General features: G+C 73.0%; 23 protein-coding genes. 9 read left to right on the top strand and 14 right to left on the bottom strand.

The window, feature by feature from the left end:
* Positions 1–53: 53 nt before the first annotated feature.
* The 8 genes from DRB89_RS07935 to DRB89_RS07910 all read right to left on the bottom strand — a co-directional run bounded on the left by DRB89_RS07935 (position 54) and on the right by DRB89_RS07910 (position 7,984).
* On the bottom strand, positions 54–1,739 hold the full coding sequence (locus DRB89_RS07935) for an ABC transporter ATP-binding protein (protein ID WP_112451167.1): 1,686 nt from the start codon (positions 1,737–1,739) through the stop codon (positions 54–56).
* Positions 1,736–2,728, bottom strand: a complete 993-nt coding sequence (locus DRB89_RS07930; protein ID WP_112451166.1) for an ABC transporter permease — start codon at positions 2,726–2,728, stop codon at positions 1,736–1,738. Before DRB89_RS07930 ends, DRB89_RS07935 begins: the two co-directional genes overlap by 4 nt.
* Positions 2,725–3,708, bottom strand: coding sequence for an ABC transporter permease (locus DRB89_RS07925; protein ID WP_112451165.1), 984 nt, complete (start codon positions 3,706–3,708; stop codon positions 2,725–2,727). Before DRB89_RS07925 ends, DRB89_RS07930 begins: the two co-directional genes overlap by 4 nt.
* Positions 3,705–5,447: an ABC transporter substrate-binding protein gene (locus tag DRB89_RS07920; protein WP_112451164.1), complete on the bottom strand. Its 1,743-nt coding sequence runs from the start codon at positions 5,445–5,447 to the stop codon at positions 3,705–3,707. The genes DRB89_RS07925 and DRB89_RS07920 overlap by 4 nt, the downstream gene beginning before the upstream one ends.
* Positions 5,448–5,631: 184 nt before the next feature.
* Positions 5,632–5,727, bottom strand: a complete 96-nt coding sequence (locus DRB89_RS46300; protein WP_343234612.1) for an Ms4533A family Cys-rich leader peptide — start codon at positions 5,725–5,727, stop codon at positions 5,632–5,634.
* Between the two features lie 46 nt (positions 5,728–5,773).
* Positions 5,774–6,583 carry a DUF3152 domain-containing protein gene (locus DRB89_RS07915; RefSeq protein ID WP_162689188.1) on the bottom strand — a complete coding sequence of 270 codons (810 nt, stop codon included), beginning with the start codon at positions 6,581–6,583 and terminating at the stop codon, positions 5,774–5,776.
* Positions 6,584–6,603: 20 nt separating this feature from the next.
* Positions 6,604–6,960 carry a hypothetical protein gene (locus DRB89_RS46295; protein WP_343234821.1) on the bottom strand — a complete coding sequence of 119 codons (357 nt, stop codon included), beginning with the start codon at positions 6,958–6,960 and terminating at the stop codon, positions 6,604–6,606.
* Between the two features lie 4 nt (positions 6,961–6,964).
* The gene (locus tag DRB89_RS07910; RefSeq protein ID WP_112448732.1) at positions 6,965–7,984 is read right to left on the bottom strand and encodes an alpha/beta hydrolase; all 1,020 of its coding nucleotides are present in this window, start codon (positions 7,982–7,984) and stop codon (positions 6,965–6,967) included.
* 125 nt (positions 7,985–8,109) lie between these two features.
* On the opposite strand from DRB89_RS07910, the gene DRB89_RS07905 reads away from it, so the two are divergent.
* The 4 genes from DRB89_RS07905 (at position 8,110) to DRB89_RS07890 (ending at position 9,938) form a co-directional block, all read left to right on the top strand.
* Positions 8,110–8,325, top strand: coding sequence for a hypothetical protein (locus tag DRB89_RS07905; RefSeq protein WP_112448731.1), 216 nt, complete (start codon positions 8,110–8,112; stop codon positions 8,323–8,325).
* 180 nt (positions 8,326–8,505) lie between these two features.
* Entirely contained in the window at positions 8,506–9,144 is a 639-nt protein-coding gene (locus tag DRB89_RS07900) for a TetR/AcrR family transcriptional regulator (RefSeq protein WP_112448730.1), read from the top strand.
* Between the two features lie 131 nt (positions 9,145–9,275).
* Positions 9,276–9,503 carry a DUF3107 domain-containing protein gene (locus DRB89_RS07895; RefSeq protein ID WP_112448729.1) on the top strand — a complete coding sequence of 76 codons (228 nt, stop codon included), beginning with the start codon at positions 9,276–9,278 and terminating at the stop codon, positions 9,501–9,503.
* 132 nt (positions 9,504–9,635) lie between these two features.
* The gene (locus DRB89_RS07890; RefSeq protein ID WP_204357715.1) at positions 9,636–9,938 is read left to right on the top strand and encodes a hypothetical protein; all 303 of its coding nucleotides are present in this window, start codon (positions 9,636–9,638) and stop codon (positions 9,936–9,938) included.
* 110 nt (positions 9,939–10,048) lie between these two features.
* Here DRB89_RS07890 and DRB89_RS07885 read toward each other — a convergent pair whose 3' ends face one another.
* Positions 10,049–10,807 (bottom strand): ferritin-like fold-containing protein, encoded by a 759-nt coding sequence (locus tag DRB89_RS07885; protein ID WP_112448728.1) that lies wholly within the window; start codon positions 10,805–10,807, stop codon positions 10,049–10,051.
* A gap of 308 nt (positions 10,808–11,115) precedes the next feature.
* Here DRB89_RS07885 and DRB89_RS07880 point away from each other — a divergent pair, with 308 nt between their 5' ends.
* The 3 genes from DRB89_RS07880 to DRB89_RS43665 all read left to right on the top strand — a co-directional run bounded on the left by DRB89_RS07880 (position 11,116) and on the right by DRB89_RS43665 (position 14,550).
* Complete coding sequence (locus tag DRB89_RS07880; RefSeq protein WP_112448727.1) at positions 11,116–13,272, top strand: DEAD/DEAH box helicase; 2,157 nt, start codon at positions 11,116–11,118, stop codon at positions 13,270–13,272.
* A gap of 121 nt (positions 13,273–13,393) precedes the next feature.
* Positions 13,394–14,278: an alpha/beta hydrolase gene (locus DRB89_RS07875; protein WP_112448726.1), complete on the top strand. Its 885-nt coding sequence runs from the start codon at positions 13,394–13,396 to the stop codon at positions 14,276–14,278.
* Positions 14,279–14,397: 119 nt separating this feature from the next.
* Positions 14,398–14,550, top strand: coding sequence for a hypothetical protein (locus DRB89_RS43665; protein ID WP_204357714.1), 153 nt, complete (start codon positions 14,398–14,400; stop codon positions 14,548–14,550).
* 104 nt (positions 14,551–14,654) lie between these two features.
* Here the strand turns inward: DRB89_RS43665 and DRB89_RS07870 are convergent, their stop codons facing one another.
* The 4 genes from DRB89_RS07870 to DRB89_RS07855 form a co-directional block, all read right to left on the bottom strand.
* Positions 14,655–15,260 (bottom strand): MarC family protein, encoded by a 606-nt coding sequence (locus DRB89_RS07870; protein ID WP_112448725.1) that lies wholly within the window; start codon positions 15,258–15,260, stop codon positions 14,655–14,657.
* Between the two features lie 65 nt (positions 15,261–15,325).
* Entirely contained in the window at positions 15,326–16,192 is an 867-nt protein-coding gene (locus DRB89_RS07865; RefSeq protein WP_112448724.1) for a PHP domain-containing protein, read from the bottom strand.
* Between the two features lie 207 nt (positions 16,193–16,399).
* Entirely contained in the window at positions 16,400–17,041 is a 642-nt protein-coding gene (locus tag DRB89_RS07860) for a DUF6758 family protein (protein ID WP_112448723.1), read from the bottom strand.
* A gap of 76 nt (positions 17,042–17,117) precedes the next feature.
* The gene (locus DRB89_RS07855) at positions 17,118–17,702 is read right to left on the bottom strand and encodes a suppressor of fused domain protein (protein ID WP_112448722.1); all 585 of its coding nucleotides are present in this window, start codon (positions 17,700–17,702) and stop codon (positions 17,118–17,120) included.
* Between the two features lie 392 nt (positions 17,703–18,094).
* On the opposite strand from DRB89_RS07855, the gene DRB89_RS07850 reads away from it, so the two are divergent.
* Positions 18,095–19,210 carry a magnesium and cobalt transport protein CorA gene (locus DRB89_RS07850; protein WP_112453405.1) on the top strand — a complete coding sequence of 372 codons (1,116 nt, stop codon included), beginning with the start codon at positions 18,095–18,097 and terminating at the stop codon, positions 19,208–19,210.
* A gap of 31 nt (positions 19,211–19,241) precedes the next feature.
* Positions 19,242–19,754, top strand: a complete 513-nt coding sequence (locus DRB89_RS07845; RefSeq protein ID WP_112448721.1) for a hypothetical protein — start codon at positions 19,242–19,244, stop codon at positions 19,752–19,754.
* 36 nt (positions 19,755–19,790) lie between these two features.
* Here the strand turns inward: DRB89_RS07845 and DRB89_RS07840 are convergent, their stop codons facing one another.
* A complete protein-coding gene (locus tag DRB89_RS07840; protein ID WP_112448720.1) occupies positions 19,791–20,582 on the bottom strand; it encodes a hypothetical protein in 792 nt (263 codons plus the stop codon).
* Between the last annotated feature and the right edge of the window lie 80 nt (positions 20,583–20,662).

Here is a 20,662-nt window from a genome sequence, read left to right as displayed (position 1 = left end):
GTGAAGAGTCGTAACTTTCCCGTACGGTTCGCGTTCGAGCACGCTAAGAAGGACTAGGAGCGTGCCGGCACCTTGTCCGGACGGGGTGCGGCGAGGCCGCGGCGGCGCAGTCGGCGCTCGGCCGCCAGCGCCGGGTCCAGGGCCGGTACGGCCGCCAGGAGTTGACGGGTGTAGGCGTGCGCCGGCCGGTCGTACACCTCGTCGACCGGGCCCTCCTCCACGATCGCCCCGCCCCGCATGACCGCCACCCGGTCGCTGACCTGCCGGACCACCGCGAGGTCGTGCGCGATGAAGACCAGCGCGATGCCCAGCTCCCGCTGGAGCTCGGCCAGCAGGGCGGTGACCTGCGCCTGCGTGGTCACGTCGAGGGCGGAGACGGGCTCGTCGCAGACGATCAGCCGGGGCCGGGGCGCCAGCGCCCGGGCGATGCCGACGCGCTGGCGCTGGCCGCCGCTGAACTCGTGCGGGTAGCGGTCGTAGTGCGCCTCCTCCAGCCCGACGCGGACCAGCAGTTCGCCGACCCGGGCCCGGATCACGGACTCCTCGCGCTCTCCGGCCGCGCGCAGCGGATCGGCGATGGACTCGCCGATGGAGCGGCGCGGGTTGAGCGAGGACACCGGGTCCTGGAAGACCATCTGCACGCCCGCGGCCACGCCCGCCACCTCCCGGCCCGCGTGGCGCACCTGCCCGGAGCCCGGTTCCAGCAGTCCGACGAGCATCCGCCCGAGCGTGCTCTTGCCGCTGCCGCTCTCCCCCACGATCCCGAGCGTCTCCCCGGCCCGCACGGCGAGCGAAACCCCGTCGACGGCGGCCACCCGCCGCTTGCCCCGCCCGAACTCCTTGCGCAGCGAGAACGCTTCGACGACGGGCGCTTCGTCCACGGGTGCCTCCGCGGCGGCCCCGGGGCCCGGTTCCGCCCCCGGCCGGGCCGGGCGCGGCACGTCCAGCCTCGGCACCGCCGCCAACAGGGCCCTGGTGTACGGGTCGGCGGGCGCCGAGAGGACCGAACCGACCGGCCCCCGCTCCACCGCGGAGCCGTCCCGCATGACCAGCAGCTCGTCCACGCTCTCCGCCGCCACGCCCACGTCGTGGGTGACCAGGAGCAGGCCGAGGCCGCGCTCCTCGCGCAGCCCGTGGAGCAGGTCGAGGATCTGCGCCTGGACGGTGACGTCCAGCGCGGTGGTCGGCTCGTCCGCGATCAGCAGCCGCGGCTCGCACGCCAACGCCATGGCGATCAGCGCCCGTTGGCGCATGCCGCCGCTGAACTCGTGCGGGCGCGCCCGGGAGCGGCGTACGGCGTCGGGGATGCCCACCCGGTCCAGCACCTCCACGGCCCGGGCCCGGGCGGCGCGCCGCGAGACGTCGGCGTGGATGCGGTACACCTCGGCGATCTGGTCGCCGATGGCGTAGTACGGGTCGAGGGAGCTCAGCGGGTCCTGGAAGACCATGGCGGCCACGGCGCCGCGCAGGGCGCGCAGCTCGGCCGGGGAGGCGGAGCCGACTTCGGTGCCGCCGACCCGGACGGAGCCGCCGAGCCGGGCCCCGGTGCCCTGCTGGAGCCCCAACAGGGCCGCCGCGACGGTGGACTTGCCGCTGCCGGACTCCCCCACGAGGCCCAGGGCCCGCCCCTGCTCCAGGGTGAAGGAGATCCCGTCGACGGCCCGGACGAACTCCCCCGGCGCGCCCACCGGGAAATCGACCACGAGGCCGCTCACTTCCACCAGCGAGTCGGTCGTCATGCCAGGGCCACCCTTCGGTCCGCGACGGCGTACAGCAGGTCGGCGACGGCGCCCGCGACCACGACGGCCGTGCCGATGGTGAGGACGACGCCCACCACGACGGGCAGGTCCACCACCCGCACCCCGTCGATCAGGGTCTTGCCGAGTCCGGGGATGCCGAACAGCGACTCGGTCAGCACGGCGCCGCCGATCATCGTGCCGAAGTCCACCGCGCTGAGCGCGATCACCGGGGCCACGGCGCCGCGCACCGCGTGCCGGGTCACGATCGCCCGCTCCCCCACTCCGTAGGCGCGGAAGGTGCGGATGTGGTCCTCGGCGAGCGTTTCGAGCGTGGAACTGCGGGTGATGCGGGCGTACTTGGCGCTTTCGAAGAAGCCGAGCGTGACCCAGGGCAGCAGCAGGTTCCAGGCCCACTGCTCCGGGTCCTCGCCGAACGGCACGTACGTCGGGAAGGGCAGCCACTGGAGGTAGGCGCAGACGGCCATGAGCAGCAGCAGCCCGAGGATGAAGACGGGGGTCCCGGTGGCGGCGAGGGTGAGCACGGTCAGTGCCCGCTCGGTGAACCCGCCCCGGCGCAGCGCGGACAGCAGTCCGGTGCCGACGCCGATGACGAGCCAGATCACCAGCGCGCCGAGCGCCAGCGACAGGGTGGCGGGGAGCCGCTCGATGATCAGCTCGGTGACCTCGCGGTCGTTCTGGTACGAGAACCCGAGGCAGGGCGCGTCGCAGTGCAGCACCAGCCCGGCGCCGCCGGAGTAGTCGCGGCCGACCAGCAGCCCCTGGAGGAAGTGCAGGTACTGGACGGCCACCGAGTCGTTCAGCCCGAGCTGCTCGCGCACCTGGGCGATCTGTGCCGGGCTGCACCGCTCCCCGCACGCGACGCGGGCGGGGTCGCCGGGGGCGACGTAGAAGAGGGCGTAGACGGCGATGGACAGGGCGAGCAGGACGAGCAGTGCCCCGCCGAGCCGTTTGAGCGCGAAGAGGGTCACGCGCTGCGCTCCTTCCGGGTGCCGACCCGCAGGCGCGAGCCCTCGCGCGGGTCGAGGGCCGTGCGGACGCCGTCGCCGAGGACGGTGAAGGCGAGCACGGTGACGAACAGCAGCCCGGCGGGCAGCAGGACGTAGGCGGGGTCGGCGCGGAACCAGGTCTGCGCGCTGGAGAGCATCTGCCCCCAGGAGGGGGTGGGCGGCTTCACGCCGACGCCGAGGAAGGACAGCGAGGCCTCGGTCACCATGTTGCCCGGCAGGTTGATCGCGGCGAGGGTGATGACGGGGGCGGCGAGCGAGGGCAGCAGCTCGCGGCGGGCGATCCGCCAGGTGCCGCTGCCGGACAGGCGGGCGGCGTCGACGAAGTCGAGGCCGCGCAGGGCCAGGGTCTGGGCCCGCACCATCCGGGCGGTGCCGCCCCAGCCGAGCAGGCCGATGACGAGGATCAGCAGCAGCGGGCGCGGGAACCCGGGCGGGACGACGGCGGTGAGCGCGACGCCGAGCACCAGCATGGGAAGGGCGATCATCACGTCGGTGAAGCGTCCGAGCAGCTGGCCCACGAAGCGGTTGCCGAGGGCGGCGGCCAGTCCGGCGGCGATGCCGACGCAGAGCTGGACGACGGTCGCGCCGAGCGCGACGAGCAGCGAGATCCGCGCGCCGTAGAGCAGCCGGGTGAACAGGTCGCGGCCGGTGCCCGGTTCGACGCCGAGCCAGTGGTCGCCGGAGATCCCGCCGAAGGAGCCGGTCGGGACGCCGCCGCGCGCGGAGTCCACGAGCTCGTCGTGGTAGGCGTTCGGGTCCTGGCCGGCGAGGTGCGCGAGCAGCGGCGCGGCGAGGGCGAGGAGGACGAGGACCAGCAGGACGGCGGCGGCCGCCACGGCCGAGGGCCGTGCGCGCAGCCGCCGCCAGACCTGCCGTCCGGCGCCCGGGCCCGGGGCGGTGGCCCCGGGCCCGGACGCCGGCGGGTGGGCGAGGAGCGTCATTTGACCGAGACCTGCGAGATGTCGAGGACGCCGGTCCAGTCGCTGATGACGACGTTCTTGACGTCCTTGCCGACGAGCCGCTTGTAGACCGGGTGGAAGAGCGGCACGTCGAGCGCCTGCTCGCCGATCTTCTTGTCGAGGGCGCCCCAGCGCTTGCCGGCCGCCGCGAGGTCGGTCAGCTTGGCGATCTCGTCGATCTCGGCGTTCACCGCCGGGTCGTCGAGCTGCGCGTGGTTGTAGTTGGTGCCGTTGGTCACGATCTGCCGGCCGTCGTAGATCGGCGCGAGGAAGGGCGCGCCGGACGGCCAGTCGGCGCCCCAGCGGGAGAGGAAGAAGCCGGGGGTGTTCTTGACGTCCCAGCGCTTCTCGTTGAAGGCGTTGTTCTCCAGCCCCTCCAGCTTGACGGTGATCCCGGCTGCGGCGAGCGCCTGCTGCACGGCGGTGGCGACCTCGGGGCTCGTCTGGCGGTTCTGCGCGGTGGAGTGGGTGAGGGTGATGCTCAGCCCGTCCTTGAAGCCCGCCTCGGCCAGCAGTTCCTTGGCCTTGGCCGGGTCGCCGGTCTTGCCCGCCGGGAAGTGGTCGTACGCGGTGAAGCCGAAGGCCTCCTGCTCGGGCAGGAAGGTGGTGGCCGGCTCGGCGAGGGCGGAGCCGCCGGCCGCGTTGATCACGCTGGTGCGGTTGATCGCGTAGGAGATGGCCTGGCGGACCTTCGGGTTGTCGAAGGGGGCGGTCTTCGGGTTGAAGGCCAGGTAGTTGACGTAGCCGAAGTGGCCCGTGCCGACCCGCGCCGCCAGCTCCTTGTTGTCCCCGACCTGGGCGAGTTCGGCCGGACCCAGGTTGGTGTCGGTGGTGACGGCGGCCGCGTCCGCGCCGGAGCTGGTGGACAGCCGCTGGTTGATGACCGCCGCGTCGAGCCCGGAGCGGACGTCGATCTTGTCCGGGTAGGCCTTGCGCTCCTCGTCGGTCTTCTCGTCCCAGTTCTCGTTGCGCTCGAGGGTGAGGTGTTCGCCGTCGTTCTCGTTCTTGACGACCTTGTACGGGCCGGAGGAGACGGGGTGCTCCTCGTACTTGACCCCGGTGTCCTTGGCCTTGGGCACGGGCGCGAACTGCGTCTGCGTGGCGAGGAAGGGGAACTCCCCTTCGGGCTTGCGGAGCTTGAAGGTGATCGTCTTCGCGTCGGGCACGACGATCGAGTCGAGGCCCTTGCCGCCGTCCTTGTACGGGCCCTCGTACGCCTCCCCGCCGACCAGCCAGTCGCGCAGGTACGGGGCGCCGCCCGACAGCTCGGCGGCGAAGGAGCGCTCGATGCCGTACTTGATGTCCGCGGTGGTGATCGGCGAGCCGTCCTCGTACTTCAGCCCGTCCTTGAGCGTGTACGTCCACTCCGTCGCATCGGCGTTGGGCTTGCCGAGGTCGGTGGCCAGGTCGGGCACCACCTTGGCGCCGGCCGGGCCGGCCTCGCGGTTGCGGGTGGTCAGCGTGCGGAAGACGAGCGAGGGGACGTTGCCGCCGCCGGAGGTGTAGAGCCGGGCGGGGTCGAAGTCGCTCTGCGGCTCGTTGTTGAGGACGGTGAGCGTGCCGCCCTTCTGCGGGGCGCCGGCGGCGCCCGAGGCGCCCGGCTTGTCCGCGGCCTTGTCCGCGCCGTCCTTGGGCCCGCAGGCCACGACGCCTCCGGCCAGTACGAGGCTGACGGCGGCGGCTGCGGCTGCGCGGCGCGATATCTGGGACTGACGGGGCATGGCGGGGAGGACCTCTCGGCGTGGAACGGGACGGGGAAGGGGCCACGCGAGGGCAACGGTCGACGTCGGTGCGGCCGGCGGTGTGCCGACGGCTCAACGGAAGATGCCGCGCCTGCGGGCGGAAGTGCCCCCGGGCGCGGCGAAGCGACGAAGAAAAGGGAAGTCGCGCGCGCTCAGGGAGGCGTCAGCGACAGAGGATGTCGGCCACGCTGTGCGCGGTCACACCAAGCAGCGCCAGCTCAATGGCGGCGCTCGCGGCGATGGTGTGATGGTGCGACATGCGGAGAACAATTACCGACCATCGGACAGCTTGTCAACGCGGTTCGTCAACTGCCGGGAAACACCCAGGGGTTGGCCTTGCACTGGATTCCGTTGACGTCCAGGGACTTCGTCTGCTGCTGCATGATCGGCGCGAGCGCGCCCGGTGTCTGGCAGCTCACGTGCCCGTGTCCGAGCCGGTGGCCGACCTCGTGGTTGATCAGCATCTGGCGGTAGGCGAACATCTCGTCCGCGCCGTACGTCGCCGAGCCCTGCGCCCAGCGGTACGCGTTGATCATCACGCGGTCGGTGGACGCGGAATCGCAGGAGACGTTGTCGACGGTGGTGTCCAGCCCCGACTTGCGGCACCAGACGCCGGTGGTCCCCGGACTGGCCAGCGTGATGACGAAGTCGGCCTCGCCGCCCGGCACCCGCTCGAAGGTCTTCGTACCGCCGTGGCCCCAGCTGCGGTCGTCGTTCAGGGTGCGGTGGACGGCCTCGGCGAACAGCTGCGGGTCCAGTCCGAGCCCCTGTTCCACGTCGACGCGGTAGCGGACCACCTTGCCCTTGCCGGGCGCGGGGGCGAGGCCCGGCACGGTGTCGAAGGTGCCCGGGCCCTTCAGCTTCTCGTCGATCGGGAGTCGCTGCGCCATCTTCTGCTCGTACGAGAGCTCCGGCGCGGCCGGCGCGGCCCGCACGGCCGCGGAGGGCTCGGGAGTCGGGCGGCCGTCGGAGCGCGAGGCGGCCGAATTGCCCTGGACGGAATGGCTGTTGGCGTCGTCGGAGGCGCGCGCCGCGGTCTTGCCGCCGTCCCCTTCGGAGGCCACCTGGCCCGCGACGACGACGGCGAGCACGGTGGTGACGGCCGCGGCGGCCATGCCGGTGTAGGTGCGGACCTTCAGGCCCCGCCGGCCGGCGCTCCCCTGCCGCGCGGCGCCCCGCGCCAGTCCCCGTACACGGAGCTTCCGGGCACGGAGCCGGCTGGCACCGAGCCGGCGGCCACCGGGCCGGACGGGGCGGGGGCGCCCCAGGCGCCGCCGGGCTCGTACTGCTGGGGGTGGCCCCCGCGCGCACCGGACGGCTGCCCGGGCCGGGGCGCGGGCACGTAGCCCTGGTGGGTGACGGTGGGTTCGGCCCACGCGCGGGCACCTGCGGCCGTACCCCCGGCGGTCGGCGCGGACGCGGCCCGCGCGTCCGGTTCCGGATGGCCGGGGCCGGGAGCCGGAGCCGGCTCCTTGCGACTATGTCGTCCCACGTCTTCAGCCCTTGCCGTGTTCGTCGGTGTCCGCGTCCGCCTCGGGGGCCGGCTCGGTGCCGCGCACGTCGCCCGCGCCCTCCAGCAGTTCCCGGAAGGCGGCCGCGACCACCTCGGGGTACTCCATCATCGCCACGTGCCCGGCCTCGGGAAGGCACAGCAGCCGCGAGTCCCGGAAGGCCGCCGCGGCCTTGCGCGCCATACGGTACGAGACCAGTTGGTCCCGGCCACCGTAGACCAGGAGCGTGGGAGCCAGGACCCGCTGCGCCTGGCGCCACAGCCCGTGCTGCCCGCCGAGGGTGTACGCGTCGACGATGCCGCGCGAGGAACGGGTCAGGGCCTCCCAGAAGTACGGCAGCGCGAGCCGGCGCCCCATCTCCTCGACGGCCGCCTCGAACGCCTCGGGCGTCACCCGTGAGGGGTCTCCGTAACAGAGGTCCGTCACCCCCCGGGTGCGCTGCTCGGCGCTCATCCCGCGGGTGAGGCGGTCGAGGACCCCGGCCATGCCGGGTACGGCGAGCAGCGCGGTCGGCACGGCCGACTTCTGCACGCGCAGCTCGGGCAGGGCCGGTGACACCAGGGTCAGCGTGCGCACCAGGTCGGGGCGGACGGCCGCGATCCGCGTGGAGACGGCCCCACCGAGGGAGTTGCCGAACAGGTGCACCGGGCCGCGCCCGGCCGCGTCGAGGTGGCGGATGACGGAGCGCGCCAGTCCGGTGACGGAGTAGTCCCGGTCCGCGGGCGGCGGGGACCAGCCGAATCCGGGCAGGTCGACGGCCTCGCCGTCGACGGAGTCGGCGAGCCGCGCCATGAGCGCGGACCAGTTCTGCGAGGACCCGCCGAGCCCGTGTACGAAGAGCGCGGGCGGCAGCCCGGCGCGGACCGGCGGGCGGACCCGCACGTTCATTTCCAGCCCGGGCAGCCGGTCGGTGCGCAGCTGCTCTCCTTCGGCCACTCGCACGGCTCCCACCTGGGAGGACGACGCGGCGGTGGACCGTACACCCGGCAGCTCGGTCGAAGACATGGGGGCAATGTTACGAGAGGATCACGCCCGGTCCCTTGTGTTCGCCGTCACAGGCGCATGCCGGGCCGTCTGGCGGGGTATCCGCGATCCTCCTAGGCTCGTAGGTATGGAAAGGGGGAGTCCCCATGACCGTCGACCCTGCGGAACCGGAATCCTTCCAGGAAGAGCTGCGGGAACCCCTCGACCCGGAGGCCCCCGAGGCGGACGCGGCGGAGCAGCGGGCGGAGTTGAACCCGCGCGAGGACGATCCGCTGACCGGCGTGGGCACCGGCGAAGCCGCCGACGGGGACGCCGCGGAACAGGCCCGGGTGGTGGCCCTGGACGAGGACGACTACCGCTGAGCCGCTGCCCGGCCGCCGCCGCGTCGCCGTCGGGCCGCCGCTGACCAGCATCTCCGGCGGGTGACCGGCGGTCCGTACCGCGAGAAAACTCGGCTTGAACCCTCCAGATTCGGTTACCGAAAAGTACGATGGCGGCGCGGCGCCAAGGCGCACTGTGTTCTAGAGAAAGTGGGAGGCGGCGTGACAGCCATCGAGCAGACCGAGGCAGCGCGTCCGCGGGGCACGCGACTTCCGCGCCGGGCCCGGCGCAACCAGCTCCTGGGCGCGGCCCAGGAGGTGTTCGTCGCACAGGGCTACCACGCCGCCGCGATGGACGACATCGCCGAGCGCGCCGGGGTCAGCAAGCCGGTGCTCTACCAGCACTTCCCCGGCAAGCTCGACCTCTACCTGGCGCTGCTGGACCAGCACTGCGAGGCCCTGCTGCTCGCCGTGCGCACCGCGCTGGCGTCGACGAGCGACAACAAGATGCGCGTCGCCGCGACGATGGACGCGTATTTCGCCTACGTCGAGGATGAGGGCGGCGCCTTCCGGCTGGTCTTCGAATCGGACCTGACGAACGAGCCGGCGGTGCGCGAGCGCGTCGACCGCGTCTCGCTGCAGTGCGCCGAGGCCATCTCGGACGTCATCGCCGAGGACACGGGCCTGTCGAAGGACGAGTCGATGCTGCTGGCCGTGGGTCTGGGCGGGGTCTCGCAGGTCGTCGCCCGGTACTGGCTGTCCAGCGAGAGCCCGGTCGCCCGCGACACCGCGGTGGGGCTGCTGACCTCGCTGGCGTGGCGCGGAATCGCCGGTTTCCCGCTGCATCCGACGGACATCTGAGCGGCGCTGACCGGCGACTGTTCGCTGCGAGCGTGTCCGCCCTGCGGCGGACACGTCCCCTCTCCGGGCTAATGTGGACCGGGTAACGGCGCGGCTGATCGCGCGAACCGGACCGTCGGAGGGACAAGGCCGTGGAGGTCAAGATCGGCGTGCAGCACGCACCCCGGGAGATCGTGCTCGAGAGCGACCTGAGCGCCGAGGAGCTGGAGACCATCGTCGCCGCCGCCCTGTCCGGCTCAGCGCCGCTGCTCAGCCTCACGGACATCAAGGGCCGCAAGGTCCTCGTGCCGTCCGACCGGCTGTCGTACGTCGACCTGGGCGAGCCCAACGTGCGCAAGGTCGGCTTCGGAGCGCTCTGAGGAGCGCGCCGCAGATCGTCCGGAACGGCCCGGTGGATGACTCCACCGGGCCGTTTCCGTGTCCTCCGCTTCGGGTAGGAGCGCAGTGCGACACCACTCCGGTACGCCCACGTCACTCTGGGAGGAACCCCCATGCTGCTGATCGAGGCACTTGGCTCCGCTCTCCTGGGCCTCGCCCTGTCCGGGGCGGCCGTCCGAGTGTTCGCCCGGCGGCTGCCCTCCGCGCGGACGGTGCTGGTGAGCGGCGTGTCCGGCGCGCTCTTCGGGGCCTATCTGACGCACACCTCGCTGGGCCCCGGGCACAACACCCTGCTCGCGACGTTCATCGGCGGCGTCCTGGTGTCCGCGGTGGTCCTGTCGCTGCTGCTGCGCCCCGCCCAGCGCACCGGGAGGCCGTCCCCCCGGACTCCGTTTTCGGTTCCGACGCGGGGCTGACCGACCCCACTGACCGACCCCACTGACCTGCCCCACTTGCGGAAACGCGAAAGGCCCCCCGCGCGGACACTTCCCGCGCGGGGGGCCTTTCGTACGTCCGGGGACGGAAACTAGGCCGCGAGGCCCAGGGCCGCCATGCGCTTGGTGTGCGCCTTGGTGATCCGGGTGAACATCTCGCCGACGGCCGCGAGGTCGAAGCCGGCCGCCATCCCGTCGACGCCGCCGACGAGCATCGTGGAGAGCGCGTCGCGCTCGGCGACCACGCGCTGCGCCTGCGAGAGGGCCTCGCCCATCAGGCGGCGGGCCCACAGCGCGAGGCGGCCGCCGCAGCGCGGGTCGGCCTCGATCGCGGCGCGCACCTTCTCGACGGCGAAGCCGCCGTGGCCGGTGTCGTCGAGGACGCTGACGACCAAGCCGCGGGTGTCGGTGTCGAGGTGGGTGGCGACCTCGCGGTAGAAGTCGCTGGCGATCGAGTCGCCGACGTACGCCTTGACCAGGCCTTCCAGCCAGTCCGAGGGCGCGGTCTGGCGGTGGAAGTCGTCGACTCCCTTGGCGAAGGGCTCCATCGCGGCGGTGGCGTCGGCGTCGATCGCGGCGAGCCGGTCGCGCAGCCGCTCGAAGTGGTGGAATTCGGCGGAGGCCATCTTCGCGAGCTCTGCCTTGTCGCCGAGGGTGGGCGCGAGTTTCGCGTCCTCCGCGAGGCGTTCGAAGGCCGCGAGTTCGCCGTACGCGAGCGCCCCGAGGAGGTCCACCACGGCGGCGCGGTACTGCGGCGACGCGGAGGCCGTGGCCCAGTCCTGGGCTGCGATGCCGACTGCCTCGGCGGAGGCGCTTTCGTCGGCGGGCGATGCGTTTTCAACGGTCGACATGCTCCGCACAATAGCTCGCCGAAACGCGCCGCGAACCACCTGCTCAGTCCACGTAAACGCGCCTACCTGGTGAATTCACCCGACACAGCTGCGAGATTCCGGGGTACAGTGGTAATGCGCCTGCCGAACACTCGGCGGGCCATCCGAATGAGGATGCCCGGTCGGTGGCCCGATCGGCTCCACCCGACCGCCCTCGGCGTGATGCGTACGTTCATGCGTACCGCGTCCCACGAGGGGCCCCCTCAGCGGCATAAAGCGCTTGAGCGAAGGCTAGTGGTCCCGCGCAGCTCTGTACGGCTCGCCCGAAAATGGGCGGGCGTAGTACTGCAAGCCCGGCACGGTACGACCCCCTCTCGCCGCCTCGCGCCGCGTCTCACAGAAGAGGCAGCACCCTGACTACGTTCCGAGACCTCGGGATCCTTCCCGAGACGGCCGAAGCCCTCGAGGCCGTCGGCATTGTGTCCCCCTTCCCGATCCAGGAGATGACCCTCCCCGTCGCCCTTTCCGGCACGGACGTCATCGGCCAGGCCAAGACCGGTACCGGCAAGACGCTCGGTTTCGGCCTTCCCCTGCTGGAGCGGGTCACCGTCCCCGCGGACGTCGAGGCGGGCCGGGCGCGGCCCGACCAGCTGACCGACGCCCCGCAGGCCCTCGTGGTGGTTCCGACCCGCGAGCTGTGCACCCAGGTCACCAACGACCTCCTGACCGCGGGCAAGGTCCGCAACGTCCGCGTGCTCGCCATATACGGCGGCCGCGCTTACGAGCCGCAGGTCGAGGCGCTCAAGAAGGGCGTCGACATCATCGTCGGCACCCCGGGCCGCCTGCTCGACCTGGCCGGGCAGAAGAAGCTCGACCTGTCGCACGTCCGGGCCCTGGTCCTGGACGAGGCCGACGAGATGCTCGACCTGGGCTTCCTGCCCGACGTCGAGCGGATCATGAGCTACCTGCCGCCGAAGCGCCAGACCATGCTGTTCTCGGCCACCATGCCGGGCGCGGTCATCGGCCTGGCCCGCCGGTACATGACGCAGCCGACGCACATCCGCGCCGTCTCCGAGGACGGTGAGGGCGCGACCGTCGCCAACACCACGCAGCACGTCTTCCGTGCGCACAACATGGACAAGCCGGAGCTCGTCTCCCGCATCCTGCAGGCCGAGGGCCGTGGCCTGGCCATGATCTTCTGCCGCACCAAGCGCACCGCGGCCGACATCGCCGAGCAGCTGGAGAAGCGCGGTTTCGCGTCCGGCGCCGTCCACGGCGACCTCGGCCAGGGCGCCCGCGAGCAGGCGCTGCGCGCCTTCCGCAACGGCAAGGTCGACGTGCTGGTCTGCACCGACGTCGCCGCGCGCGGCATCGATGTCGAGGGTGTCACCCACGTCATCAACTACCAGACGCCCGAGGACGAGAAGACCTTCCTGCACCGCGTGGGCCGCACCGGCCGCGCGGGCAAGAAGGGCATCGCCGTCACCCTGGTCGACTGGGACGACATCCCGCGCTGGCAGCTGATCAACAAGGCGCTGGAGCTGGACTTCCACGACCCGGTCGAGACGTACTCCACGTCCCCGCACCTGTTCGAGGAGATGAACATCCCGGCCGGCACCAAGGGCACCCTGCCTCGCGCCGAGCGCACGCGGGCGGGCCTGAAGGCCGAGAACCTGGAAGACCTGGGCGAGACCGGCGGCCGCGGTGGCCGTGGCGGCCGCGACAACCGGGAGGGCCGCGGCCCCGCCGCCGCCGCCGCGCCGGTGGCCGAGGAGCGTCCCGCCCGGACCCGTACGCCGCGCCAGCGCCGCCGCACCCGCGGCGGTTCGGAGCAGGGCCCCGAGACCGTGATCGCCACGGTGGCCACCACGGTCCCCGCGCCGGTCACCCCGGTGGTCGACGCTCCGGAGGCCCCGGCCGCCGACGAGTCGCGCAAGCCGCGCCGCCGCCGGACCCGGTCCGCCGCGCCGGCCGCGTCCTTCGTGGCCCCCGTGGCCGTGCTCGAGCCCCTGGCGCCCGTCGTCAGGGAGCCGGAGCCGGACTTCCAGATGGCCCCGCTGGTGGAGCCGGTGCGCGCGCCGCGCCGCCCCGTCCGTGCCCCGCGCAAGGCAGCGGCCGCCCCGGTCGCCGCGGCAGCCCCGGTGGCCGAGGCCGTCGCGCAGGCCGCCGTGGTCGAGGCCCCGGTCGCCGTCGCGGTCGCGGTCGCCGAGGAGGCTCCGGTCAAGCCGAAGCGCACCCGGACCCGCAAGGCCGCCGTCGCCGCTCCGGAGGCTCCGGCCGCCGAGGTGGTGGCCGAGGCCGCCGCCGCTCCGGTCGCCGAGGAGGCTCCGGTCAAGCCGAAGCGCACCCGGACCCGCAAGGCCGCCGCCGTCGCCCCGGAGGCTCCGGCCGCCGAGGCCGCGCCGGTCGCCGAGGAGGCCCCGGTCAAGCCGAAGCGCACGCGGACCCGCAAGGCCGCCGTCGCGGTGGAGACCCCGCAGGACTGAGCACCCGTCCGATGGCCCCGATCCCCTTGTCCGGGGGTCGGGGCCATCGGCGTACCCGGACCCGGCTCCGGGCTCCGCGAGCGGCTGCCCGTACAGGCGTACGGGCCGGTAACCTCGGGCCATGAGCAAGCCTCCGACCCTGTCCCTGCCGCCCGCGGCCCGCGCCCACCGCCTGGCCACGGCCCGCGGCGAGTTCGCCGTGCACGAGGCCTCGCCCGCCGGTCCGGCCCGCGGCACGGCCCTGCTGGTACCCGGCTACACCGGCAGCAAGGAGGACTTCATCGGCCTCCTCGCGCCGCTGGCCGCCGCCGGCTACCGGGTCGTCGCCGTCGACGGGCGCGGCCAGCACGAGAGCGGCGGGCCGCGCACGGAAGCCCCGTACGCCCTGGAGGAGCTGGCGCGCGACGTCCTCGCGCAGACGGCCGCCCTGGGCGCCGCCGGCCCGGTGCACCTGCTGGGGCACTCGCTGGGCGGGCTGATCGCCCGCGCGGCCGTGGTCCGCGACCCGGCGCCGTACGCCAGCCTCACGCTGCTGAGCAGCGGGCCGGGCGCGGTCTGCGAGGAGCAGCGGGCCCGTACGAAGCTGCTGGTCTCGGCGCTGGAGTCGTTGGGCGACGACATGCCGGGCATCTGGACGGCGATGCGCGCCATGGACCCGCGCGACCAGGCCCCGGACTCCCCCGAGCTCGCCGCGTTCCTGCGCGCACGGTGGGTGGGGACGGTCCCGGAGCAGCTGATCGTGACCGGCCGCGCGCTGATCGGCGAGCCGGACCGGATCGGCGAGCTCGCCGCGGCGGCGCCGGGGCTGGCGAAGCTGGTGCTGTCGGGGGCGGCGGACCCGGTGTGGCCGGTGGAGTGGATGGACGACATGGCGCTCCGGCTCGGTGCGGCGCGCGTGGTGGTCCCGGGCACGGAGCACTCCCCGAACGCCGAGGATCCGGCGGCCACGGCGGCGGCGCTGGTGCGGTTCTGGGGGGCGTTCGCGCAGGCTCCGACGGCCGTTTGACGACTCCGGTACCGGTTAGTAGTTAGACAAGGAAAAAATTTCCTTAGCGTAGGGAATGTTTGCGGCTTACACTTCGTTAACCCTGTACAAGGAGAAACACTGACGAAGGGAGAAGCCCCATGCGCTTCGAGATTCTGCGCCTGGACGACGTCGACGGAATCGCCGTGGACAGCACCGTCGTGGACGCGGCCTCCGTCAACCGGATCGTGCAGCAGGCCGCGGCCATCGGCCAGCGCATCCTGATCCGGCCGGCCGAGACCGCGTCCATCTGACGACCGCCGCCCGCCGCCGACACACACAGACGCCCCCGCACCGTTTCCGGTGCGGGGGCGTTCGCATGCGCGGCGGGGCAAGACCACCGAAGGCGCGAAGGGCGCTACGAGGTGTGGATCACCTGGAGGACGCCGTTGATGATCTGCTGGACGGCGATCGCGGAGAGCATCATGCCGGCCAGCCGCGTCACGAGGACCACGCCGCCGTCCTTGATCACGCGGATGATGACGAGCGAGTACCGCATCACCACCCACAGCACGACGTGCATGGCGATGATCGCCGACCAGACGGAGAGCTGGCCGCTGACCCCGTCGGCCTTCTGGACGGCCAGGATCACCGAGACGATCGCGCCGGGACCGGCGAGCAGCGGCATGCCGAGCGGGACGAGCGCGACGTTCACGTCCTTGGTCTGCTTCGGCTCGTCGGTCTTGCCCGTGAGCAGGTCGAGCGCGATGAGCAGGAGCAGCAGACCGCCCGCGATCATCAGGGCCGGCACGGAGACGTGCAGGTAGTCCAGGATCTGCTGGCCGCACAGGCCGAAGACGGCGATGACGCCGAAGGCGACGCAGACGGCCTGCCAGGCCATGCGGCGCTGCACCTTGGCGGGGCGGCCGGAGGTCAGGGCGAGGAAGATGGGCGTGATCCCCGGGGGGTCCATAATCACGAAAAGCGTGAGAAAGAGGGATCCGAAGACGGCGAAATCGAGCACAGTGATGCCTTGCAGGAGAGGGGTGTCACGAAAAAGGGGCGGTGTGGGCGGTGCAGCGGCAGCGGTCAGCCGCGCAGGCGTCCACCGGCGCCGGGAACCGGGAACGCCCCGGTGGCACGGCGGGTGATCTCGCCGTAGATCTCGGGGTCGGTCGTGTACTCCCCGAGGAGGCAGGTCTTGCGGCTGCCGTGGTAGTCGCTGGACCCGGTGGTCAGCAGCCCGACCTCGGCGGCCAGGCCGCGCAGGCGCGCGCGGGTGGCGGCGTCGTGGTCCATGTGGTCGACCTCGATGCCGTCGAGCCCGGCGGCGGCGAGGGCGGCTATCGCGTCCTCGGGGACGCAGCGGCCGCGTTTGACGGCCGCCGGGTGCGCGAAGACGGTGACCCCGCCGGCCGCCTTGACCAGGCGGATCGCGTCGAAGGGGTCGAGCTCGTGCTTCTCGGCGTACGCGCGGCCGCCGTCGGCGAGCCAGTGCGGGGTGAAGGCGTCGGACACGGTGGGGACGACGCCGAGCTCGACGAGCGCGGCCGCGATGTGCGGGCGCCCGACGGAACCCTCGCCGGCGATCCGGTCCACCCGTTCCCAGGTGATGTCCACGCCGAGGTCCCGCAGCTTGCGGACCATGGCCTGCGCGCGGGGCGTGCGGTCGTCGCGCACGAGCTCCCGCTCGCGGGACAGCTCGGGCTCCTCGGGGTCGAAGAGGTAGGCGAGCATGTGCAGCCCGATGCCGTCGAGGCGGCAGCTCAGCTCGGCGCCGGTGACGAGGGTCAGCCCGCCGGGCAGCGCGTCGATCGCCTCGCGGTATCCGGCGACGGTGTCGTGGTCGGTCAGCGCGACGACGTCGAGTCCCGCGGCGGCGGCATTGCGCACCAGCTCGGCGGGGGTGTCCGTACCGTCCGAGGCCGTGGAGTGCGCGTGCAGATCGATGCGCACAGCAGAGCTCCAGGGTTCACACGCGGACAGGGGGGACACTCCAGGATACCGCCCCCATTTCCCTCCACGGGCCCCAGCGCCGTCCGCCCGCGCCGCGCGGTGACGTGGCCCCACCGGCGATCCGCCCCCGGCGCTCGCCGGACGGAGTCCGGCGCAGCGCCGCGAAGCCGGCGAGGCGCCCCGGCGCCGAGCCGCGCGAGCGGCGCGTCAAGAGGAGAGGATGCGGGGACTCAGCGCGCCGCAGGGCAGCAGTTCGAGCTCGGCCCCGGCGTCGCGGAGGTCCGTCAGGACGAGCTCGTCGTACATCAGGAGGCCCGACTGCTCCGGCCACACGATGGCCCACAGCCACAGGCCGCGGGCCTCGCCGGCGAAGACGGCCCGGTCGTCGGGGACTCCGGTGACGTGCCAGAGCGGTGTCGGGCGGCCCGCGGCGACGACCTTGGCGTGCGGCGGCGCGGAGACGTTCATGAAGGGGCCTGGATCGGGGGCGTCGAGGCCCGCGAACCGCGCGCCCAGGCCGACGCCCAGCTCCTCGGCGATCAGCAGGAGTTCGCCGATGCCGCCCAGCGGCCCGGGGCCCGAGCAGGCCACGGCGGTGGCACGGCCGCCGCTGCGGTCGTCACCGGCCGACGCCGCCCCGGTGAACAGCCATCCCACGGGCAGTGGCCACGGCATCCAGACCGGCACCTGCGCCCGGTTCGCCACCACGCTCAGGCCTTCGACGCTCGGCGGGACCACGGGCTGCAGGGGATGCACGGTGCCGTGCAGGGCGCACTGCCAGGAGTCGGCGAAGAGGCCGGGCGCCCTGACCCGGCCACCGCACTTCGGGCAACTCGGTTCGCCCCTCATAAGAAGCCACGCTCCTCCCCGCCGCGCGCCCCGTCAAGACGCGATCACCCGTCCGGGCAGCCCGGCGGCCGGACGATCAGTCCAGCGCGACCGCCGTACGCAGAGGGTCCCGCAGATCGGTGCCGCGCGCGAGCCAGCGTTCCTGCAGGGCGGCCGCGCCGTGCACCCGCTTCCACGCCGCCTCGTTCGCCGTCATCGGCAGGAGGGGGAAGAAGGCGACCGGGTCCATGGGGTCCGCCAGCTCCACGTCCTCCACCAGCCCGCCCGGCTCCGCGACCAGCACGGAGGTGAACGGTGCCCCGTCCCACAGCGGTTCCCCCACGTCCAGCGAGGCGCCGGGGGCCACGACGAGCCCCTCCACCTGCGGGGCCGCCGCCAGCACCGCCAGCGGCCGCAGCAGCTTGTCGGTGGGCGCGAGTCCTCCCCGCACGGTCAGTACGAGCTCCGCGCGCGGGCCCCGCAGCGGATCGGCGACCACGGCCGTCGGGTCGGTCATCGGGTGGGCGGACATGCCGAGGGTCGCGTACCGCACGAGGTCGCCCTCGGTGAAGCGGAGGACTTCGATGCGGTCGGTGCCCAGGAAGGTGACGGCGGCGCGGGCGTCGGGTTCGCCGAGCGCACCGCGCAGCCGGGCTTCCACAAGGGCCAGAATTTCTGCCATGGAACGAGCATAGAACTCGTATCAGCCGGGTAAAGGGCGGGTCTTGACCATCCGTCGGCTGATATCGTTGACCGTTGGTCGGGGACGCTCTCAGAAGAGAAGTTTCAGTGCCCCGGCGACAGGACGTCCCCCACGGGGGACCGGCCGGAGGAGGTGGGGCTGCGGTGCATCGAAGTCGATCGTGCAGTACCAATCGCTCTTCCGCTTCCCTGCCGGGCGCGCCGCGCCCCCTTTGATCCGCCCGTTCGGATCAGTCGAAGAGCGACGGCAGAACTTTGTCCTCCCGTCCTGTCTCCTTCCGCTCGCCCGGGCCTGCCCGCCGCGGCGATCCCGCTCCTCGGAAGGACCTCCCACCCGTACGGTCCGCAGCCGTGCGCGAGAAGGAGCCCGCGATGTCGATGCTGCCCTACCTCCGTGCCGCCGTCCGTCCCGCGCTGCGCAGGTCCACCCCGATCCAGCCCGGCTACGACACCACCCGCGACCCGTCCGCCAACAGCGCGGTGGTCGACTGCGCGGTCTACCGCGACGGCCGGCGCGCCCCGGGACGCGACTGCCTGACGCCCCGTGAGGCGATGCGCCGGGTCCGCGAGGACGGCGGTTTCGCGTGGATCGGCCTGCACGAGCCGACCGAGGACGAGTTCGCGGGGATCGCCGCCGTGTTCGGGCTGCACCCGCTCGCCGTGGAGGACGCGGTGCACGCGCACCAGCGGCCCAAGCTGGAGCGCTACGACGACACCCTGTTCACCGTCTTCAAGACGATCCACTACGTCGAGCACGCCGAACTCACCGCCACCAGCGAGGTCGTGGAGACCGGCGAGGTGATGTGCTTCACCGGCCCCGACTTCGTCATCACCGTCCGGCACGGCGGCCAGGGCTCCCTCAAGGGACTGCGCCACCGCCTCCAGGACGACCCGGCGCTCCTGGCCAAGGGGCCGTCCGCCGTTCTGCACTCCCTCGCCGACCACGTCGTCGACGGCTACATCGCCGTCGCCTCCGCCGTCCAGGACGACATCGACGAGGTCGAGAGCGACGTCTTCGCCGCCCCCGCCAAAGGCGCCGCGCGCGGCGGCGACGCGGGCCGCATCTACCAGCTCAAGCGCGAGGTGCTGGAGTTCAAGCGGGCCGTCTCCCCGCTGCTGCGGCCCATGGAACTGCTCAGCGAGCGGCCGATGCGGCTCGTGGACCCGGACATCCAGAAGTACTTCCGCGACGTCGCCGACCACCTGGCGCGCGTGCACGAGCAGGTCGTCGGCTTCGACGAGCTGCTGAACTCCATCCTCCAGGCCAATCTGGCGCAGGCGACCGTCGCCCAGAACGAGGACATGCGCAAGATCACCTCATGGGCGGCGATCATCGCCGTGCCGACGATGATCTGCGGCGTGTACGGGATGAACTTCGAGCACATGCCGGAGCTCCAGTGGCGCTACGGCTATCCGATGGTGATGGCCACGATCGCCGGCACCTGCTTCACGATCCACCGGGCGCTGCGGCGCCACGGCTGGCTGTAGGGGCGCGCGCCCCTCTGGCTACCCTGTGCGCATGACTCTCAGCGCGCTCGATCTGGCCCTCGTCGAGGAGGCCACCAAGAAGTCCGGCCTCATCTGGGTCCGCGGCACCGGGGCCGACCGGGGCCTGTGGCACGCCTGGGTGAACGGCGCGGCGCACGTGCTCGGCGACGGGCCCGGGGAGCAGCCGTTCCCGGGACTCGCGGACGGGGCGGCCGCCGAGGTGACCGTGCGCAGCAAGGACAAGGGCGGCCGGCTCGTCGCGTGGACGGCGACCGTACGGGAGCTCGTGCCCGGGAGCGAGCCGTGGGAGGCCGCGGTGGCCGAGCTCAAGGGCAAGCGGCTCAACGCGCCCGACTCGGCGCAGATGACCGAGCGGTGGGCGCGCGAGTGCCGGCTGTTGCGCCTGGAGCCCTTGTCGGTGCGGGACGAACTGCCGCAGGGCTCGCTGGCCGCGGCCCCGCCCGGCTCCCCTGCGACGACCCGCCGGCCGATGCCGGCCGCGCTGCCGAAGCTGCTGTTCAAGCGGAAGAAGGCGGCCCGCTAGTGCTGTGACCGGGCCACCGTCGGAGCCGGAGCCGGGTCAGCGCTTGGGCGCCGTGCCCTGGCCGGAGCCCTTGGGCGCGGGCTGCGCGGGATCCGCCCCCTGCTCCTTGGTCGTGGGCAGCTGGGAGCCGTAGTCCACCGTCTGGTCCTGCGCGGGCGCGGTGAGCTCGACCGGCTTGCCCCACTCGGCGAGGACCACCCGGCCCGCGCCGCCCGCGCGTTCCATGAGCAGCGGGTAGGGCGTGCCCTCCAGGGAGACCGCGAGCTTGCCGCCCTTGCCCTCGTCCGCCGTGACCTGGACGGCCCGGGTGTGCCCGACCTTGGTGTAGTCGCCCTTGGTGAGCGTCCCGTCGAGCCCGAGCAGCCCCTCCAACAACACGTGCATGTCGGTGAAGCCGCGGAACTTCTTGTACGAGGGGTCGCCCTCGGGCACCTTGACGAACTTGTCGCCGAGCTTGCCGGCCGCCTCGGACTGGCCCCAGAAGGCGGCGCCCGCCTTGAGGTAGAGCTGCTCCCCGACCCGCAGCAGCTGGAAGGTGGTGTCGTCCGGTGCCTTCACCTCGCCGGATCCGCCGTCCGCGCCGAGGCGCATGTCGAGGGTGAAGGACTTGCCGCCGCTGATGAGGGTGCCGGACAGGTGGACCGACCGCGCACCCGAGACGGCCGCCTGCGCCTTGCTCTCGATCTGGTCGGCGGGGAGCTTGCCCACCCCGTTCGTGCCCTCGTCGGGGTCCGCCCCGCACCCCGTGGCGGCGACGGCCAGGCCCGCGCACAGGGCCCCGACGAAGGCGGCCCGGCGCAGCCGTGCGGCGGGGGAACAGTCGGTCACGGGCAGGTGCCTCTCGTCGGTCGTCTGCGGGCAGCTGGCAGCGTACCCGCCCGTACGGGAGCCCCCGCGCGGCGCCCGCG

Source organism: Streptomyces sp. ICC4, assembly GCF_003287915.1.
Taxonomy (GTDB): domain Bacteria; phylum Actinomycetota; class Actinomycetes; order Streptomycetales; family Streptomycetaceae; genus Streptomyces; species Streptomyces tritrimontium.
Note: the sequence above shows the minus strand (reverse complement) of the source record. Positions and strands in the feature narration are given on the sequence as shown.

Bases quoted from the DNA above. Each gene is read 5' to 3' on its own strand.
- DRB89_RS07925 (WP_112451165.1), bottom strand. From the start codon at position 3,708: ATGACGCTCCTCGCCCACCCGCCGGCGTCCGGGCCCGGGGCCACCGCC.
- DRB89_RS46300 (WP_343234612.1), bottom strand. From the start codon at position 5,727: ATGTCGCACCATCACACCATCGCCGCGAGCGCCGCCATTGAGCTGGCG.
- DRB89_RS43665 (WP_204357714.1), top strand. From the start codon at position 14,398: ATGCGCTTCGAGATTCTGCGCCTGGACGACGTCGACGGAATCGCCGTG.
- DRB89_RS07915 (WP_162689188.1), bottom strand. From the start codon at position 6,583: ATGGCCGCCGCGGCCGTCACCACCGTGCTCGCCGTCGTCGTCGCGGGC.
- DRB89_RS07860 (WP_112448723.1), bottom strand. From the start codon at position 17,041: ATGAGGGGCGAACCGAGTTGCCCGAAGTGCGGTGGCCGGGTCAGGGCG.
- DRB89_RS07850 (WP_112453405.1), top strand. From the start codon at position 18,095: ATGTCGATGCTGCCCTACCTCCGTGCCGCCGTCCGTCCCGCGCTGCGC.
- DRB89_RS07890 (WP_204357715.1), top strand. From the start codon at position 9,636: ATGCTGCTGATCGAGGCACTTGGCTCCGCTCTCCTGGGCCTCGCCCTG.
- DRB89_RS07885 (WP_112448728.1), bottom strand. From the start codon at position 10,807: ATGTCGACCGTTGAAAACGCATCGCCCGCCGACGAAAGCGCCTCCGCC.
- DRB89_RS07905 (WP_112448731.1), top strand. From the start codon at position 8,110: ATGACCGTCGACCCTGCGGAACCGGAATCCTTCCAGGAAGAGCTGCGG.
- DRB89_RS07880 (WP_112448727.1), top strand. From the start codon at position 11,116: ATGGGCGGGCGTAGTACTGCAAGCCCGGCACGGTACGACCCCCTCTCG.
- DRB89_RS07935 (WP_112451167.1), bottom strand. From the start codon at position 1,739: ATGACGACCGACTCGCTGGTGGAAGTGAGCGGCCTCGTGGTCGATTTC.
- DRB89_RS07845 (WP_112448721.1), top strand. From the start codon at position 19,242: ATGACTCTCAGCGCGCTCGATCTGGCCCTCGTCGAGGAGGCCACCAAG.
- DRB89_RS07855 (WP_112448722.1), bottom strand. From the start codon at position 17,702: ATGGCAGAAATTCTGGCCCTTGTGGAAGCCCGGCTGCGCGGTGCGCTC.
- DRB89_RS07910 (WP_112448732.1), bottom strand. From the start codon at position 7,984: ATGTCTTCGACCGAGCTGCCGGGTGTACGGTCCACCGCCGCGTCGTCC.
- DRB89_RS07920 (WP_112451164.1), bottom strand. From the start codon at position 5,447: ATGCCCCGTCAGTCCCAGATATCGCGCCGCGCAGCCGCAGCCGCCGCC.
- DRB89_RS07875 (WP_112448726.1), top strand. From the start codon at position 13,394: ATGAGCAAGCCTCCGACCCTGTCCCTGCCGCCCGCGGCCCGCGCCCAC.